The sequence below is a fragment of the Microvirga antarctica genome (assembly GCF_017921815.1).
In the GTDB taxonomy this organism is placed as follows: Bacteria; Pseudomonadota; Alphaproteobacteria; order Rhizobiales; family Beijerinckiaceae; genus Microvirga; species Microvirga antarctica.
In genome coordinates, this window is sequence record NZ_JAGEMM010000003.1 from 406,961 (window position 1) to 420,683 (window position 13,723).

Here is a 13,723-nt window from a genome sequence, read left to right on the forward strand (position 1 = left end):
CGGACGGATCGATGTTTCCAGCCAGCAGCCCCATATAACACGTTCAATTGAACACGGCACAGGCCCAACGCCATGAATACGCTCGGTCGTCGATGACCCTCATGTCACAGAGCCGCATGGCTCCTGATCCCCTGGCCAGCCTGCGGGACGCCCCCACGGACCGTCCCTTCGTGGTGGCGCAGCTTGGCCAGTCGCTCGATGGGCGCATTGCCACACCCACCGGGGCGTCGCGTTACATCAATGGTGCCTGCGCCCTGGATCATCTGCATCGCCTGCGGGCTCATGTCGACGCCGTCCTGGTCGGGGTCGGTACGGTGGTGGCGGACGATCCTGCGCTGACGGTGCGCCGTGTCGAGGGCCGGAATCCCGCCCGGGTCTTTATCGACCCCAATGGCCGGCTGCCACCGGACGCGAAATGCGTCACGTCGGATTGCGCCGACAGGTTCGTCATTCGCGCGCTACCGGGCCCCTCCAACCCAGGCCTGACAGAAATTCTGGTCGGGGTCGCCGATGGGATAATCCCGCCGTCCGCGATCGTGGCTGCGCTGTTTGAACGCGGGATGCGCCGCATTCTGGTCGAGGGTGGGGCTCGGACGATCTCGTCCTTCATCGCCGCGGGCTGCATCGACCGTCTGCACGTGCTGGTCGCGCCGATGATCATCGGATCAGGAGTCCCCGGCCTCGTTCTTCCGCCCATCGACGGGCTCGAGGATGCGCTGAGACCTGCAGTTGACGTGCATCTCTTTCCGGATGGCGACGTGCTGTTCGATTGCCACATGCGAGAAGAAAACCGGGCGGCTCGATGAGCGTATCCCCCACGCCTTATTCTGCTCCTTCCCGGTTGCTTCACTGGACGATGGCAATCCTCATCATCCTCATCACGATTCCCATCGGGCTCCTCATGGGAAATCTGCCGGACGGCGGCGCCAAGAACTCGCTCTACGAATTGCATAAGTCGTTCGGGATGACTGTGTTCGTCCTCGCGATCCTGCGGGTCGGGGTGCGGGCCTTCGAGGGGTTTCGCCCCCTTCCGTCAGCGCTTCCGGCCTGGCAGCTGGCCGCGGCGCGGGCCACGCATCTTGCGCTCTATGGCCTCATCGTTCTGGTGCCGATCCTCGGCTTCATCGGGACCTCCATGTGCTGCGCGCCCGTCAATTATTTCTGGACGGTGCCCATTCCCCTGGCGTTCTCCGGCAGCCTTGAACGCGCCGAAATGGTGCTCGACTGGCACAAGGCCGCGGTCTTTGTGCTGGCGGCCGTCCTTGGCCTGCATCTCGCTGCTGCGCTTTTCCACCGGCTTGTTTTGCGCGATGGAGTCTTCGAGCGCATGTGGCCGGCAAAGCGCTAGATCAGCCGGGCGGGATCGCCAGCAGGTCTGTGTGGCCGATCACGCCGGAGCGCGCGGAGCGACGGGCAGCGCGCCAGTCCCCTATGTCGTCTGGCGAGACGGAACCGGTCTGCTGCGCCGCATCCGCGATACCATCCGCCAGCGGGGCGATGAGGGCTGCGTCCGCCGGTCCCAGGTGCCAGGGGCTGTCGCCTGTCAGGACCTTGTAGCCGTGGGCGCGCAGGGCCTCCGCAAGAAGTCCGGCGGCCGCAGGTCCGGCAGCCGGCCCAAAACCCTTGTCGCCGCGCTGGTGGGCGTTGAAGGCCTCGTTCACCGCGGCATCGGCGCCGTGGGACGGGACCCATTCCTCCTGCCCGTTATAGATCAGCACCGTATAGAGCGGCAGCCTTCGAGCCGCGAGAGAGGCGGCAAATCTGTCGATCCACTGTGCCGATACCAGGTCGAAGAAGGCGGCCGCGGTGACGAGATCGACGGGCTGCTCGAACACGGCATCCAGCGACTCTGCGAGATCGACCTGCCGAAATGCCACGTCCAGGACCTGACCGGCCCGCTCAATGCGGAGCGCGTCGGCCCGTGTCGCGACAGCATCAGCCCAGGATGAGAGGCTGGATCGTGCGGCGGCGAGGAGACGCGGATCATAGTCCACCAGATTCCAGAGCTGGTGCCGGGGTAGGTGCGGGGCTGTTCCGCGCAGGTTTGAGCCCGAGCCCGAGCCAAGGTCGAGAATCGTCACCGGTTCGCGGCCTTCGAAAAGCGCCGCCGCCGCTGCAAGCACCTCGGCGTTGCGGGCCGCGTGGTCGGCGGGCTCGCGCAAGGCGAGCCATTCGGCGCTGAAATCCGTCATGCTGCGTGGCTCTTGATGACGCCGGAGATGATGCGGGCGGTATCGTCCCACCCCGGCAGGGATTGCGCCTCGCGCCAGGCCTGGTCGGCAAGTGCCCTGCGCTGGTCCTTATCCTCGATCAGATGCCGAAGGGCGATCTGCAGGGCTGAGACATTGCCGGGCGGGACCTTCAGAGCCGCCTGATCTGACACGGTCTCGGCGGCGGCCCCACCGGTCGTGGTGATGATCGGGAGCCCCCGGGCAAGCGCCTCGGTCAGCACCATCCCAAATCCCTCGAAGTGGGATGCGAGCACAAAAATGTCCGCCTGAGCGTATGCGGCATCCAGAACGGTTTCGGTGACGGCGCCCGCGAGGGCGATCCGATCATTCAAGGCGGACTCAGCGACCTGCCGTCGGATCGCGGAGGCGTGATCCGGCGCACGGTCATCAGCCCCGATGATGGTGAGCGTCCAGGCGCGATCGACAAGGCCTGCCAGAGCCTTGATGAGGACGTCATAGCCTTTGCGCGGTACGACGGAGCCGACTGCCAGGATGTTCAAGCTGGGACCCTGTCCACCGCGCGCGCGCTCCGCCCGTTCGGTGCCGGGTTCGGCCACGGTGATCCGAGCGGCCGGGACGCCGAAATCGGAAGCGAGCAATCGGCCGGTCGCGCTGCTCGTGACGATCACCGCAACCGCATGTTCGAGAACGGCCGTTTCGTTTTGGATCAGGCGTGCGGCGTCCGCCTCCGTCAGGCCGGATTCAAGCCCCAGCGGATGATGCACGAGGGCGATGAGCGGGCTTTGGAGCCGGGCTACGGCGCCCGCCGGCAAGGCGCCAAACGCGAGGCCGTCGATGACGATCGGATGTCCCCGCGGCATGTCGTTGAGACGTCTGATCGTCTCGTCGATGTCGTCCGCCGACGGTGTCGGAAACGTCGCGGGCAGTGCAAGATGGTGGACCTTTATGCCGTGTGCGCGGAACCGCCGCAGAACCTGGCGGTCATAGGCGTAGCCGCCGGTCGGCGTATCGATGTCTCCCGGAATGGCGAACACGGCCTCAGTCACCGGAGAGCGACCCCTCGAACCACGCTTTCGCCACATGGGATTCATGCAGGACCACGCGAATCTTGGCGAGCCCGTCACCGCCCGGCCCGAGATCGCCCGTCCGGGCAGCCTTTGCCATCGCGTCGAAGATGTGGCGCGAGAGGAACTCGGTCGTCGTGTTCTGGCCTGCGAAGATCGGCAGTGCGTCGAGATTCTGGTAGTTCAACGGAGTCAGGACGGCCTTGAGCGCATCGTGGGCGCGGCCGATGTCGATCACCACGGAATCGGCCGTCAGTTCCTCGCGGAAGAACGCCACGTCGACGACAAAGGTCGCACCGTGCAACGTCTGCGCGGGGCCAAAGAGTTCGCCTTTGAAACTATGGGCGATCATGATGTGCTCGCGCACCTCTACGGCGTACATACGCGATGTCTCCTCGATAATGGTCTACGTGTAGCGAACGACCGGCGGCAGGCCGTCGGCGTTTGATGAAAGGATGTCCGGCAGGGCGCCCGGCAGGTCCACGAACATCACCTCCTCGGCCACCAGCGCATCGAGGCGCGGGTCGTCAAGCAGCTGGATCGCGGCTGACAGCCGGCGCGCATGCGTCCATCTCATGCGACGAGATAGGGCCACCTGGCCGACTTGCGAGGAGATGAGGCGTAATCTTTTGCTATGGAAAGCGCCTCCCAGGGAAACCTCGACCCTCCGGTCGCCGTACCAGCTCATTTCGACGACCCCGCCCTCGAAGCCGGCGCAGGAGAGCGCGAGGTCGAGTCCCGCCGGCGAAGCGCTCGTGTGGAATACGTGGTCGGCATCCCGTGGAGCATCATCCGGTAGCGCGAAGGCCGCACCGAGGGGCTCCACAAGGTGGCGCCGCTCCGGCGCCACATCGACCAGGGTGACCTGCGCACCCGGCAGGCGCGACGCGAGATGAGCGACCAGCAGACCGACGACCCCGCCTCCCACGACCACGATGTCGTCACCGGGTCCGCAGCCGGCGTCCCAAAGGGCATTGAGCGCGGTTTCCATATTGGCGGCCAACACGCCGCGACGTGCGGGGATGTGCTCGGGAATTCGCGAGACCATCGCCATCGGCGCATTGAACCCCGTCTGATGCGGGTGGAGCGCGAAAACCGTTTGACCGACCAGGTCATCGGGTCCCTCTTCCACGATGCCGACGGCGCAATAGCCGTATTTGACCGGGAAAGGAAACGCGCCCTCCTGCAACGGGCTCGCCATCCGCTCATATTCCGACGGGGGAACGCGGCCCTCGAACACCAAACGCTCGGTGCCGCGGCTGATACCGGACCACAAGGTTCGGACCCGTACTTCGCCCGCATTCAGTCGGGGTTCAGGCGCGGCTCTCAATTCTGCCTGGCCTTGTCCGGTCATCCAAAGGGCCGAAACCTGTCCTTTGTTGCCGTCTGTCGGATCTGGCATGTGTTTCACGATCCCTATATGACCAACCCCACGCCTCTAACAGAGCGCCTCCGTGACCGATACATCCAATCCCGTCAGTTTCCCAATCCGGCGCGACGCCGTCAAAGCGTCCACGACCCCCGCGGGCTTGCAATCCACGGCGGATATTTCGCGTCGACGCTCCATCGTTCTCGCCCTGAACGCCGTCACCTATGTGGCCCTTGCCCTTTGGCTGGCGAGCATCCTCGGGGCACAAGGCTGGAGCCCGGTCGACGTTGTCCTGTTTGCGTGCTTCCTGATCGGATCGCCTTGGACTGTCCTCGGATTCTGGAACGCGGTGATCGGTCTGTGGCTCCTTCACGCCACGCGCGATCCGCTTGCCCGCGTTGCGCCTTTCGCCGCAGCGGGCGAAACCGAGGAGCCGATCAGGCTCGAGACCGCCATCCTCCTCACTCTTCGCAACGAGGATCCGGCCAGGGCGATGAAGCGTCTGCGGATCGTCAAGCAGAGCCTCGACGAGACAGGGTTCGGCGAGCGGTTCTCCTATTTCATCCTCAGCGACACCAGCGATCCCGTACTGGCGATCGAGGAGGAGGCGATGGCCCATGCCTTCGCTCTGGAGAGCGGCGGATCCTTTCGCGTGGTCTATCGTCGCCGGGTCGAGAACGTCGGCTTCAAAGCCGGCAACGTTCGGGATTTCTGCGACCGCTGGGGCCAGCGTTACGAGCTGATGCTCCCGCTCGACGCCGACAGCCTGATGACGGGCGAGACCATCGTGAGGATGGTCCGGATGATGCAGGCCTATCCGAAGCTCGGCATTCTCCAGAGTCTCGTGACCGGCATGCCGTCCAAGAGCGGTTTCGCGCGCATCTTCCAGTTCGGGATGCGCCATGGCATGCGGCCCTACACCATGGGCTCGGCCTGGTGGATGGCCGATTGCGGTCCCTTCTGGGGGCACAACGCACTCGTGCGCATCAAGCCCTTCAGCGACCATTGCGACCTGCCCCTGCTGCCGGGCGATGGCCCGCTCGGCGGGCATATCCTCTCCCACGACCAGGTTGAGGCCACCTTGATGCGCCGCGCCGGCTACGAGGTCAGGGTCTGGCCTGAGGAATGCGGCAGCTGGGAGGAGAACCCGCCAACGCTCGCCGATTTTTCGCGTCGCGATGTGCGCTGGTGCCAGGGCAATCTCCAGTACGCGAAGCTCCTGCGGTTGCCCGGCCTCCTGCCCACGAGCCGCTTTCAGCTCGCCTGGGCCATCCTCATGTTCCTCGGCATCCCTGCCTGGACGCTTCTCATCGCCCTGTTACCCTTCAAGGCGATGGACGGCGAATCCGCACGGCTGTTTCCCGCAGCCTCAGCGATCGGGCTCTATCTGACCTTCCTCGGCATGTATCTCTCGCCGAAGCTCGCGGGCTTTGCCGACATCCTCGCCACCCGGCGTGAAAGCCGACGTTACGGTGGCGCCGGGCTGTTCCTCTGCGGCGTGGCGGTGGAGCTGGTGTTCTCGTTCCTCGTCGGAGCCGCCACCACCCTGCGGATCACGCTGTTCATGATCGGGCTGCCGTTCGGACGATCGGCGACCTGGAACGGTCAGGAGCGCGATGCTCATGCCTTGAGCTGGAGCACCGCTTTGTTCGGTCTATGGCCGCAATTGCTGTTCGGGAGTCTCGTTCTCGGGTCCCTGGCGATCGTGGCTCCGGCTGTCGTTCTGTGGACCTTGCCGCTGACCCTCGGATATCTCCTGGCGATCCCGTTCGCAGTCCTGTCGTCGAAGCCTGCTGTCGGGCGGTTTCTCGTCCGAGCGGGCCTGTGTGCCATTCCGGAGGAAGAAGAGCGGCCATGGGAACTGGCGGCGCTGCGCGCTTCCGGTCCTGCCGTGTCCTTGTCCGGGGCGCTTGAGACGGAAGCCGCATGATCGCTTCTCTGCGGTCCTACGCGGCCCTCGCGCGATCAGTGCTCGTCTACCATGGCGACCGTGCCCGCCACCGGCGCATGGACGCCCTGTACGCTGCCTATGTGGGGCCGGGAGATCTTGCGTTCGACATCGGGTCGCATGTGGGCGACCGCATCTCCTGTTTTCGCCGTTTGGGGGCCCGGGTGATCGCGCTGGAGCCGCAACCCGGCCCGGCCGCGATCATTCGGCTTTTCCATGGCCGGGACGGGTCGGTCACCTGCCTGCAGGAAGCAGCTGGCGCCGAACCGGGCGAGTTGACGCTCCGGACCAACTCGCGAAATCCCACCGTCGCCACCATCTCTTCAGCGTTCGTCTCGGCGGCAAGAGATGCCAAGGGCTGGGAAGGACAGGAGTGGGATGGGGCGATCACGGTGCCGGTCACCACGCTTGATGCGCTGATCGCCCGCTACGGGAAGCCACGCTTCATCAAGATCGATGTCGAAGGGTTCGAGGACCAGGTCCTGGCCGGGCTCACCGCTCGGGTTCCCGCCCTGTCGTTCGAGTTCACCACCATTGCGCGGGACGTCGCCACGGCCTGTCTGGAGCGCATTGCGCAGCTTGGGCCCTACCGGTTCAACGTTGCAATGGGTGAGAGCCAGCGATTCCATTTCGACGGCCCGGTATCGGCCGATGCGATGAGAGCCCTTCTGGAAGACGTCCCACACGACGCAAATTCGGGCGATGTCTACGCCGTGCTGGCATAGCGCGCTTGCAAGGAATGCCGGGCTGGTTCACCCTCGGGTTGCGATGGAACCTTTATGGCCACGCTGCCGTTTTTTCCTAGGCCCGTATCCTGAGCGAGGAAGATCATGTCCGGAGACGGTGACATACCGAGAAAACGGGGGAGCAACCTTCCTCCCCTGCCGCGCCCCGTGCAGGAGCATCTCGGCCAGAAGTTGCGGGCGCAGTATCATGAGACCGGGGACAAGCCGAAATATCTCGGCGACCCGATGGTGCCTGTCGAGTTCGATCCCCTCCTCGACAAAATCGACAAGACGGAACGAAAACGCAAAGCCGAGCGCATTGGTGAGGCGGGAAAGCGTGCCGTTGCGGCAGCTCTGGGAGAGGTTCTCGAGGGGCCGGCGGCGGCCGATCCGGGCAAGCCGGGCAAAACCTGATCTTCAAGACGCCAAGTCGGTCTGAAAATGGGAACGGCACCCGGAGGTGCCGTTTCTGTTGCTAGGCTTTCCCGAGCCCCGGATGGTTACGCCGCGAGGCGAACCGCACCCATGTCAACGTTATCGTTGGCATTTGTGAATTTGCACTGTTAAGGCCGTAGCTCAGCCTAATCGCAGCCTAGCCTTTATCACGCCTAGTCGAACCCATGTCGCCCCCGTCACAAAGGCACCTCAAACATGCCGCCTGCGGCGGAACGCGATGCCCTTATGGTGGAGGCGGCGGGAATCGAACCCGCGTCCTAAACGCTTATTCCACTCTGCCTCTACGATCATAGCCAGGTTGCCCTGACCCGCTCGATATATGACGGCAGCTGGCCAATTGCTAGCCCGATGGGCCAATTTGCCGATCTGCCGGCAGCCCAGGCTCAGAGCAGCGGGCTCATAAGCCGCGCGATGTTTTCGATCGACTTCGCCGCCAGGGATCGGCGGTTCCAATCAGTCATATCGAGAAGGTCGCTCTCGGCAAAATAGCGATCCTGTTCCTCTCGAAGCCGACGGGTCACCTCACGGTCGAACAGGATGAGACTGATCTCCGAATTCAGGATGAATGAGCGCAGGTCGATATTGCTAGAGCCGATGAGGCACAGGTCGTCATCGACGCTGAGATGCTTGGCGTGGAGCAACTTGTCCCGATACAGGTGGATCTTCACCCCAGACGCGAGCAGGCCGGAATAATAGGAGCGCTGGGCGAGATTGACGAGCGCCTGATCGACCGGCTTCGACAGCACCAGATGGACATCGACCCCGCGCAGAACCGCCGTCTCAAGGGCATGAAGCAGGGCTTCGTTCGGGATGAAGTATGGGGTGGTGATCACGACACGCGTTCGCGCCCCGTAGATCAGCGCCTCGATCAGACGTTCGACGCCAGCGCCCGGATAGTCGGGCCCTGACGGGAGAACCTGTGCGATGACGTCTCCCGTGCTCACCGGCTCCGGACAAATCACGGGATCGTCGAGAACCTGCTCGGTTTCCAGGAACCAGTCGGTGACGAAAACCCCTTGAAGTTCGAGCACGATGGGGCCCGTCACGCGGACCACCAGCTCCTGGTTGACGATGCCGGGCTTGAAGTCGCGATTGACGAGGTTCTGCGAGCCGACATAGCCGACCATGCCGTCGACAACGGCGATCTTGCGATGATTGCGCAGATCCGCGCGGGCAGATTTCCGGCGCAGGATTCCCAATTGCAACACCAGGTGAACGTCCGCTCCCGCTGCCTTGAGACGCGCGATGGTGCGGGCTGCCCACGCGCGCGAGCCGAGGGCGTCGATCAGCACCCTGCAGGGAACCCCTCGGGCCACGGCGCGGGAAAGGGCGGCGATGACCTTCTGGCCGGTCTCGTCGTCGGCAAAAATATAGAACAGCAGATGGACATGGACCTGCGCGCTGTCGATGTCGGCGACCAGCCGGTCGATGGTCGCGTCGTAATCAGACAGCAACTCTGCTGTATTGCCGCTCAGGCTTGGAAAGCGACCGAGATTCTGGATCAGGGTCGCGCCCTGTTTGAGGTTGGCCGGCAGCTCGGGGCGCTGCTCCTGGGTGACCTCCGCAAGCCTGTCGTTGACGGACTTGAACACGACCGGAAGCCTGGCGAACCGGCGCTGGCGCCATTCGGGATAACCGGGTCGCCCGATCAGGAAATAGACCAGCAAGGCCGGCCACGGCAGAAAGAACACGAACAGCAGCCAGCCCTTCGCGGCCTCTGGAGAGCGGCGAAAGGGCACGACGATCAACATGATGACCCTGACGATCCACTCCGACGCCAAATAAACGGTGGCCCAGGAGATGCTGCTCAGCAGGCTCATCGAGCGCTGCGCCCGCGCGACGAGACGAGGCCCGCAAGTGTCGATCTGCCGCAAAGTCGATCGTGGAGGCTGCTCATTGAGACATCAATCCTGCTGCGAGCGCGTCCCGCTCGCGGCTCATCTTTGAGCGGCCGTCAGGCTTCTGTCCAGCTTGCCGGCGCCTTTGCTTTTCGGCGTCGGGCGAAAGGCGGTTGCAACCGTGCGTCACTGCGGCCAGATTTGTACCAGTCAAATTGGTTCTTCCTTCGCTCCTTTGTCGGAGCGGCCCATCCCCTTCAGGACTCCATGGATATCAAGCCAGACGCTCTCGCCGCCATCGGAAACACGCCCCTCATCACCTTGCGCCGGGCGTCCGAGATGACGGGATGCACCATCCTCGGCAAGGCTGAATTCATGAATCCCGGGCAGTCGGTCAAAGACCGGGCGGCTCTGTTCATCGTTGCCGATGCGGTCAAGCGCGGGGCGCTCTTGCCCGGCGGGACCATCGTGGAGGGCACAGCGGGAAACACCGGCATCGGATTGGCGCTGGTCGCCAACGTTCTTGGCTTCCGCACGCTCATCGTCATCCCGGAAACCCAGAGCCAGGAGAAGAAGGACATGCTCCGGCTAGCCGGCGCGCAGCTGCTCGAAGTCCCGGCCGTGCCTTATGCCAACCCGAACAACTACGTGAAAGTGTCTGGCCGCCTTGCGGAACGTCTCGCGCTCTCGGAGCCCCAGGGGGCGATCTGGGCGAACCAGTTCGACAACGTGGCAAATCGCAATGGGCACATGGAGACAACCGGCCGGGAAATCTGGGAGCAGACGGATGGAAAAGTCGACGGCTTCATTTGCGCTGTCGGGACCGGTGGCACGCTGGCGGGTGTGGGAATGGCTCTCAAGGCACGTAACCCCGGCATCCAGATCGGCCTCGCCGATCCCATGGGCGCGGCGCTCTTCAGCTATTTCACCACCGGTGAATTGAAGGCGAGCGGGTCATCGATCACCGAGGGTATCGGACAGGGCCGCATCACCAAAAATCTCGAGGGCGCACCGATCGACGCCGCGTTCCAGATCCCGGACTCGGAAGCGCTGCCGATTATCTTCGATCTGCTGGAGCATGAAGGTCTCTGCCTCGGCGGGTCGTCGGGCATCAACGTTGCCGGCGCCATCCGCCTTGCGCGACATCTCGGTCCGGGACACACCATCGTGACGATCCTGTGCGATTCCGGGAGCCGCTATCAATCCAAGCTCTTCAATCCACAGTTCCTGCGAGAGCGCGATTTGCCGGTTCCTGCCTGGCTGGAGCGACAGTTGGCCATCGACCCTGGTTTCCTTTAGGCGCCGCGTTGCTCGCTTGCCGGAAAGGCCTTGCCGCGAAGAATGCGGAGCAGGATGGGGTCGCGCACCGCCGCGAGAGAGGCGATAGGAAGCTCGACCTCAATGATCTGGCCCGATGGGATGAGGCTGATGGACGCCCGCCGCCCCGCCGCCGACCGTCTGATCGTCAGGATCGTGCCCGACAGCGTGCCCGCCTCCGCGGTGTCGGCGAATGCCACGTCCCATGGCCGGAGATAGAGATCGGTCGGGCCGTCGCCCTGGTCCGGCGCAGCTAACGACAGTGGCGTTTCCTCGTACCAGAGGCTACCGCCACGAGCGCGAACCGGAAGCCGGGTCGTGTCCCCGATGAAACTCATCACGAATGGCGTCGCCGGGGTCTCATGGACCTGCTCCGGTGTTCCGACCTGCTCGATGCGGCCATCCTTCAGGATGGCGACGCGGTCAGCGAGTTCGAGCGCCTCATCCTGGTCGTGGGTGACGAATACGGTCGTCTGGCCTGTATGCTCGTGAATCTCCCGCAGCCAGCGTCGGAGGTCCTTCCGGACCTTAGCGTCGAGGGCGCCGAATGGTTCATCAAGGAGAAGCACACGCGGCTCGACGGCGAGAGCCCGCGCCAGGGCAACCCTCTGGCGCTGGCCGCCCGATAGTTGAGCGGGAAACCGCGCCCCCAGCCCTTCGAGCTGGACGAGGGCGAGGAGGCTCCTGACGCGCGTGTCGATCTCGTCCGCGCCCGGCCGGTCGGCGCGTCTGCGCACCCGCAGCCCGTAGCTGATATTCTGCGTGACGGTCATGTGCCGGAACAGGGCGTAGTGCTGGAAGACGAACCCCACGCCGCGGTTCTGAACCGGAACATGGGTGGCATCTTCGTCGCCAAACAGAACCCGGCCCTCATCGGGAACTTCCAATCCTGCGATCACGCGCAGCAGCGTCGTCTTGCCGGAGCCGGAGGGGCCCAACAATGCCATCAGTTCCCCGGAGCGGACCGTCACGCTGACGTCCCTGAGCGCCGCCGTTTCGGCGAAATCCTTGGACAGGTGCTCGACGCGAATCTCCATTCGTCCTCCGATCTGCAAGCCCGGCGACGTTTCCGGGTCGATCCGCGCAACGCGGCGATCTAGTGTGCGGCGCGCCCGGCGATAGCGTCCCCGTAGCGCCACTCCAGAAACGATTTGGCAGCCAGCGTCAGCAACGCCAGGAGCGCCAGGAGCGAGGCCACAGCAAAGGCTGCCACGAAGTTATACTCGTTGTAGAGGATCTCGACGTGGAGCGGCATGGTGTTGGTCTCGCCGCGAATGTGCCCCGAGACCACCGCCACCGCCCCGAACTCGCCCATGGCGCGTGCGTTGCAAAGCAGCACCCCATAGAGCAGTGCCCAGCGGACGTTGGGCAGCGTCACCGTCCAGAATGCCATGAAGCCACTCGCTCCGAGGGTGAGGGCTGCTTCCTCGTCGCTGGTTCCCTGATCCTGCATCAGGGGGATGAGCTCACGGGCCACGAACGGAAAGGTGACGAAGATCGTTGCCAGGACGATTCCCGGCAGCGCAAAAATCACCTCGATGCGGTGCGCGATCAACCATGGCCCCAACAAGCCCTGTGCGCCGAACAGGAGGACGAAGACGAGGCCGGCCACGACCGGTGAGACCGAGAAAGGAAGATCGATGAGCGTGATCAGGAGGCTCTTGCCCTTGAACTCGAATTTGGCGATCGCCCAGGATGCAGCGATACCGAAGACGAGGTTCAGGGGAACGGCGATGATCGCTATCGTGAGTGTGAGGCGGATCGCGGCCAGCGCGTCCGGGTCCTGAAACGACGCGAAATAGGCACTCACGCCCTTGCCGAACGCCTCGACGAAGACGGCGACCAGAGGCAAGACGAGGAACACGCCGAGAAACAGGAAGCAGACCAGCGTGGCCGCGATCCTGACTCCCGGGCTCTCGGTCGTCGGACGATGAGGCGGATTACGCATCGCCGAACCTCCTCCGGCTCCAGGTCTGGATGAGATTGATGACAAGCAGGGTCGCGAACGAGATTGCGAGCATGACTACGGCAATGCCCGTTGCGCCGGCGTAGTTGAACTCCTCCAGCCGGATGACGATCAGGATGGGGGCGATCTCGGATATGTAGGGAATGTTCCCGGCGATGAAAATCACGGAACCGTACTCGCCGACCGCGCGGGCGAAGGCCAGGGCGAAGCCTGTCAGAATTGCCGGTGCCAGGGGCGGAAGAACCACCCGCCACAAGGTTTGGCTGCGCGTCGCTCCCAAGGTTGCGGAGGCCTCCTCGATTTCACGATCGATCTCAGCGATGAGGGGCTCCACGGTGCGCACCGCGAAGGGCAGGCCGACGAAGACGAGCGCGATGAAGATCCCCAAGGGCGTATAGGCGACCTTGATGCCGAGATGCGACAACGGCTCGCCCAGCCAGCCATTGGGTGCGTAGAGGGCCGCGAGCGCGATGCCAGCCACCGCGGTCGGAAGAGCAAAGGGCAGGTCGACCGCAGCGTGGAGCAACTTTCGACCGGGAAAATCGTACCGAACCAGTACCCAGGCGACGACCAGTCCGAAGAAAGCGTTGAGGAACGCCGCCCCGAACGATAGCCCGAAACTGATGCGAAGGGCCGATAGGACGCGCTCGTCCGTGACGACGTTCCAGAGACCGGAGAAGCCCAGGGTCGACGCCCGCATGACAAGGGTGGCGAGCGGGATCAGAACGATGAGGCCGAGATAGGTCAGCGTGTAGCCGAAGGCCAATGGGAAGCCCGGGATGGCGCTGGGCCGCCGGAACCGGAAACGCGTCTGACGTCTCTCGCGCGTCGGCACCATCGCGATCATC

Annotated in this window: 14 protein-coding genes and 1 other RNA gene; 6 read left to right on the forward strand and 9 right to left on the reverse strand. The window is 64.2% G+C overall.

Annotation, left to right across the window (positions count from 1 at the left end):
• Window positions 1–116: 116 nt before the first annotated feature.
• Both J4G32_RS12990 and J4G32_RS12995 read left to right on the forward strand, forming a co-directional pair.
• Entirely contained in the window at window positions 117–806 is a 690-nt protein-coding gene (locus tag J4G32_RS12990; protein ID WP_246505026.1) for a RibD family protein, read from the forward strand.
• Window positions 803–1,348, forward strand: coding sequence for a cytochrome b (locus J4G32_RS12995; RefSeq protein WP_210493896.1), 546 nt, complete (start codon window positions 803–805; stop codon window positions 1,346–1,348). The genes J4G32_RS12990 and J4G32_RS12995 overlap by 4 nt, the downstream gene beginning before the upstream one ends.
• Before the next feature lies 1 nt (window position 1,349).
• On the opposite strand, the gene J4G32_RS13000 is transcribed toward J4G32_RS12995, so the two are convergent.
• Genes J4G32_RS13000 through J4G32_RS13015 form a run of 4 tightly spaced genes read right to left on the reverse strand, consistent with a single transcriptional unit; the run spans window position 1,350 to window position 4,658 of the window.
• Window positions 1,350–2,192, reverse strand: a complete 843-nt coding sequence (locus J4G32_RS13000; RefSeq protein ID WP_210493900.1) for a class I SAM-dependent methyltransferase — start codon at window positions 2,190–2,192, stop codon at window positions 1,350–1,352.
• Window positions 2,189–3,238, reverse strand: a complete 1,050-nt coding sequence (locus tag J4G32_RS13005; RefSeq protein ID WP_210493904.1) for a glycosyltransferase family 4 protein — start codon at window positions 3,236–3,238, stop codon at window positions 2,189–2,191. Before J4G32_RS13005 ends, J4G32_RS13000 begins: the two co-directional genes overlap by 4 nt.
• On the reverse strand, window positions 3,231–3,638 hold the full coding sequence (locus tag J4G32_RS13010; RefSeq protein ID WP_210493907.1) for a 6-pyruvoyl trahydropterin synthase family protein: 408 nt from the start codon (window positions 3,636–3,638) through the stop codon (window positions 3,231–3,233). The genes J4G32_RS13005 and J4G32_RS13010 overlap by 8 nt, the downstream gene beginning before the upstream one ends.
• Window positions 3,639–3,662: 24 nt before the next feature.
• The gene (locus J4G32_RS13015; protein ID WP_210493911.1) at window positions 3,663–4,658 is read right to left on the reverse strand and encodes a zinc-dependent alcohol dehydrogenase; all 996 of its coding nucleotides are present in this window, start codon (window positions 4,656–4,658) and stop codon (window positions 3,663–3,665) included.
• Window positions 4,659–4,710: 52 nt separating this feature from the next.
• On the opposite strand from J4G32_RS13015, the gene mdoH reads away from it, so the two are divergent.
• From mdoH to J4G32_RS13030, 3 genes are all read left to right on the forward strand, one after another.
• On the forward strand, window positions 4,711–6,555 hold the full coding sequence (mdoH, locus tag J4G32_RS13020) for a glucans biosynthesis glucosyltransferase MdoH (protein WP_210493914.1): 1,845 nt from the start codon (window positions 4,711–4,713) through the stop codon (window positions 6,553–6,555).
• Window positions 6,552–7,298 (forward strand): FkbM family methyltransferase, encoded by a 747-nt coding sequence (locus J4G32_RS13025; RefSeq protein ID WP_210493918.1) that lies wholly within the window; start codon window positions 6,552–6,554, stop codon window positions 7,296–7,298. The genes mdoH and J4G32_RS13025 overlap by 4 nt, the downstream gene beginning before the upstream one ends.
• A gap of 105 nt (window positions 7,299–7,403) precedes the next feature.
• On the forward strand, window positions 7,404–7,712 hold the full coding sequence (locus tag J4G32_RS13030; protein WP_210493920.1) for a hypothetical protein: 309 nt from the start codon (window positions 7,404–7,406) through the stop codon (window positions 7,710–7,712).
• A gap of 44 nt (window positions 7,713–7,756) precedes the next feature.
• Here J4G32_RS13030 and ssrA read toward each other — a convergent pair.
• Window positions 7,757–8,101, reverse strand: a transfer-messenger RNA (tmRNA) gene (gene ssrA / locus J4G32_RS13035).
• Window positions 8,102–8,137: 36 nt separating this feature from the next.
• Window positions 8,138–9,574, reverse strand: coding sequence for a cardiolipin synthase (gene cls / locus J4G32_RS13040; RefSeq protein WP_210493926.1), 1,437 nt, complete (start codon window positions 9,572–9,574; stop codon window positions 8,138–8,140).
• A 285-nt stretch (window positions 9,575–9,859) separates the two neighbouring features.
• Between cls and J4G32_RS13045 the strand changes: the two genes are divergently transcribed.
• The gene (locus tag J4G32_RS13045) at window positions 9,860–10,891 is read left to right on the forward strand and encodes a cysteine synthase A (RefSeq protein WP_210493930.1); all 1,032 of its coding nucleotides are present in this window, start codon (window positions 9,860–9,862) and stop codon (window positions 10,889–10,891) included.
• On the opposite strand, the gene J4G32_RS13050 is transcribed toward J4G32_RS13045, so the two are convergent.
• Genes J4G32_RS13050 through cysT form a run of 3 tightly spaced genes read right to left on the reverse strand, consistent with a single transcriptional unit; the run spans window position 10,888 to window position 13,713 of the window.
• Window positions 10,888–11,946, reverse strand: coding sequence for a sulfate/molybdate ABC transporter ATP-binding protein (locus tag J4G32_RS13050; protein ID WP_210493933.1), 1,059 nt, complete (start codon window positions 11,944–11,946; stop codon window positions 10,888–10,890). The genes J4G32_RS13045 and J4G32_RS13050 overlap by 4 nt on opposite strands.
• 59 nt (window positions 11,947–12,005) lie before the next feature.
• The gene (cysW, locus tag J4G32_RS13055) at window positions 12,006–12,857 is read right to left on the reverse strand and encodes a sulfate ABC transporter permease subunit CysW (RefSeq protein ID WP_210493937.1); all 852 of its coding nucleotides are present in this window, start codon (window positions 12,855–12,857) and stop codon (window positions 12,006–12,008) included.
• On the reverse strand, window positions 12,850–13,713 hold the full coding sequence (gene cysT, locus J4G32_RS13060; protein ID WP_210494379.1) for a sulfate ABC transporter permease subunit CysT: 864 nt from the start codon (window positions 13,711–13,713) through the stop codon (window positions 12,850–12,852). The genes cysW and cysT overlap by 8 nt, the downstream gene beginning before the upstream one ends.
• Window positions 13,714–13,723 lie beyond the last annotated feature (10 nt).